2 protein-coding genes and 1 pseudogene are annotated in these 2743 nt (G+C 68.0%); all 3 read left to right on the top strand.

Annotation, left to right across the window (positions count from 1 at the left end; genetic code table 11):
* Positions 1-111, top strand: a pseudogene (locus I0Q12_RS11540) (homoserine kinase); the annotation flags it as partial.
* A gap of 342 nt (positions 112-453) precedes the next feature.
* The gene (gene rho / locus I0Q12_RS11535; protein WP_197252046.1) at positions 454-2418 is read left to right on the top strand and encodes a transcription termination factor Rho; all 1965 of its coding nucleotides are present in this window, start codon (positions 454-456) and stop codon (positions 2416-2418) included.
* A 121-nt stretch (positions 2419-2539) separates the two neighbouring features.
* A partial coding sequence (gene rpmE / locus I0Q12_RS11530; RefSeq protein WP_197252045.1) for a 50S ribosomal protein L31 occupies positions 2540-2743 on the top strand: 204 nt, incomplete at its 3' end.

The following is a 2743-nucleotide window of genomic DNA, read 5'->3' as shown; positions in this document are numbered from 1 at the left end:
GTGCTGGCGCTGACGACCGAGCCGTTCCCCGCCGAACTGCGCGCTGCGGCGGAAGCGGACGACCTGACGGTCCTCGAACTCGAGGTCGCCGGCGGGGTCGAGGTGATCTGAGCCTCCTTGCGGGGCCGGGAACACGCCGGGGCGGGATCGCGTTCTTGCTCAACGTACAGTTCGTCGCTATCCTGTGCTTTGTCCGCACGTCGTGCGTTTCAGCCGTCGGCTCTTCAGGATATTGTCTCCAGCTCCATCGGAGCGCCAGATCCTGACCGACCCTCACATGTCCTCGTTCCAGGGGTCAAGGGACTGTAACTGCCGGGGGATGGCGTGATAGCGGACGTGCCGACCGTTCGATCCTGTGAACAGTTAGGCAAATCCCGGATCGGTGCACGAGCTGATCTGTGGGAACGAACCCTCGACTCTGCGTGGCGCGAGTGAGGGAAGGAAAGGATCTCCGTGACCGATACGGATCTGATCGCTACGCCTGTTCTCGACGTCCCGGGGTCATCCGCGGGGGAGCAGGCGGACGATTCTTCGCAGACCTCTTCGCCGCGCGCCGCTGGGCGTCGCGGCGCCGGCCTCTCGGGCATGGTGCTCGCCGAGCTGCGGGCCCTCGCGGCCGAACTCGGCATCAAGGGCACCTCCGGGATGCGTAAAGGCGACCTGATCGCCGCGATCAAGGAACGCCAGGGCGGGGGCGTGTCGAGCGCTCCGGCCGCAGACAAGGCGGCGGTGTCCGAGGAGCCCGCCGAGACCACACGACCGGCGCGGACGCGCCGGACGCGTACGGCCGCACCGGAAAGCGCCGACAGCCAGCCGAAGGCCGAAGCTGCCGAGCAGCCGAAGGCCGAGGCTGCCGAGCAGCCGAAGACCCAGGTCGAGGCCGGCGAGCGTCCGCAGGGTGACGGCGAGGTCGAAGCCCCCCGCCGCGGTCGTCAGCGTCGCGGTCGCCGTGGTGCCGAGCAGGCCACCGAACAGGGTGAGCAGGATCGGAAGACCGAGGCTCCGGCCCCGGAGCAGGCCCCCGAGCAGGGTGGACGCGGCGAGGACAAGGGCGAGGGCGACGGCCGCCAGCGGCCTCAGCGCGACCAGGGCGACCGTGCCCAGCGCGAGGATCGCGGCCAGGGCCCGCGCCAGGACCGCGACAACCGCGGTGGCGAGGACGAGGAAGGCGGCCGCGGCCGCCGGGGTCGTCGCTTCCGTGAGCGCCGTCGTGGACGTGACCGCGGTGAGGCGACCGGCACCGATTCCCGCGAGCCCGAGATCCGCGAGGACGACGTCCTGCAGCCCGTCGCAGGCATCCTCGACGTCCTCGACAACTACGCGTTCGTGCGGACCTCCGGCTACCTGGCCGGCCCCAACGACGTGTACGTGTCGATGAACATGGTGCGCAAGAACGGCCTGCGCCGCGGTGACGCGATCACCGGTGCCGTCCGGGTCCCGCGCGAGGGCGAGCAGAGCAACCAGCGGCAGAAGTTCAACCCGTTGGTGCGTCTGGACTCGGTCAACGGCGGTGAGGTCGAGGCGGCGAAGCGTCGCCCCGAGTTCAACAAGCTCACCCCGCTGTACCCGAACCAGCGGCTGCGTCTCGAGACCACGCCGAATGTGCTCACCACCCGCGTGATCGACCTGATCATGCCGATCGGCAAGGGCCAGCGTGCACTCATCGTCTCGCCGCCGAAGGCCGGTAAGACCACGGTGCTGCAGGACATCGCGAACGCGATCTCGACGAACAACCCCGAGTGCTACCTGATGGTCGTTCTCGTCGACGAGCGTCCCGAAGAGGTCACCGACATGCAGCGTTCGGTGAAGGGCGAGGTCATCGCCTCGACGTTCGACCGTCCGCCCTCAGACCACACGTCGGTCGCCGAGCTCGCCATCGAGCGGGCAAAGCGCCTGGTCGAGCAGGGCCGGGACGTCGTGGTCCTGCTCGACTCGATCACCCGACTCGGGCGCGCGTACAACAACAGCTCGCCGGCATCGGGACGCATCCTGTCCGGTGGTGTCGACTCGACCGCGCTGTACCCGCCGAAGCGGTTCCTCGGTGCTGCCCGCAACATCGAGAACGGCGGTTCGCTCACCATCATCGCGACCGCGATGGTGGAAACCGGTTCGACCGGCGACACCGTGATCTTCGAAGAGTTCAAGGGCACCGGCAACGCCGAGCTCAAGCTCGACCGCAAGATCGCCGAGCGCCGCGTGTTCCCGGCGGTGGACGTCAATCCGTCGGGTACCCGCAAGGACGAGCTGCTCATGAGCCCCGACGAGTTCGCGGTGGTGCACAAGCTGCGCCGCGTGCTCTCCGGACTCGATTCGCACCAGGCGATCGATCTGCTCATCGACCGGCTCAAGAAGTCCAAGAGCAACGTCGAGTTCCTCCTGCAGGTCGCCAAGACCGCGCCCGGGGCGCTCGAGGACTAGAAGCGCGGCCCGGGGAATTTTTTCCCCGGGCAGGCGTTTGGCATAATCGAACAGCTGAGTCCGGTCCCGGTTCACGTCTTCGAACGGCGAAGGCGACCCGGCGGCCATCGAAAGGGACACCATGAAGGCAGGAATCCACCCGAACTACGTGGCGACGACCGTCGTCTGCGGTTGCGGGAACACGTTCGAGACGCGCAGCACCGCCGAGTCCGGCCGCATCACGGTCGAAGTTTGCTCGCAGTGCCACCCGTTCTACACCGGCAAGCAGAAGATCCTCGACACGGGCGGACGCGTTGCCCGCTTCGAGGCTCGCTACGGCAAGCGC

The sequence above is a fragment of the Rhodococcus sp. CX genome (assembly GCF_015865005.1).
Lineage (GTDB): Bacteria > Actinomycetota > Actinomycetes > Mycobacteriales > Mycobacteriaceae > Rhodococcus.
This window is presented reverse-complemented; position numbering and strand designations above follow the sequence as displayed.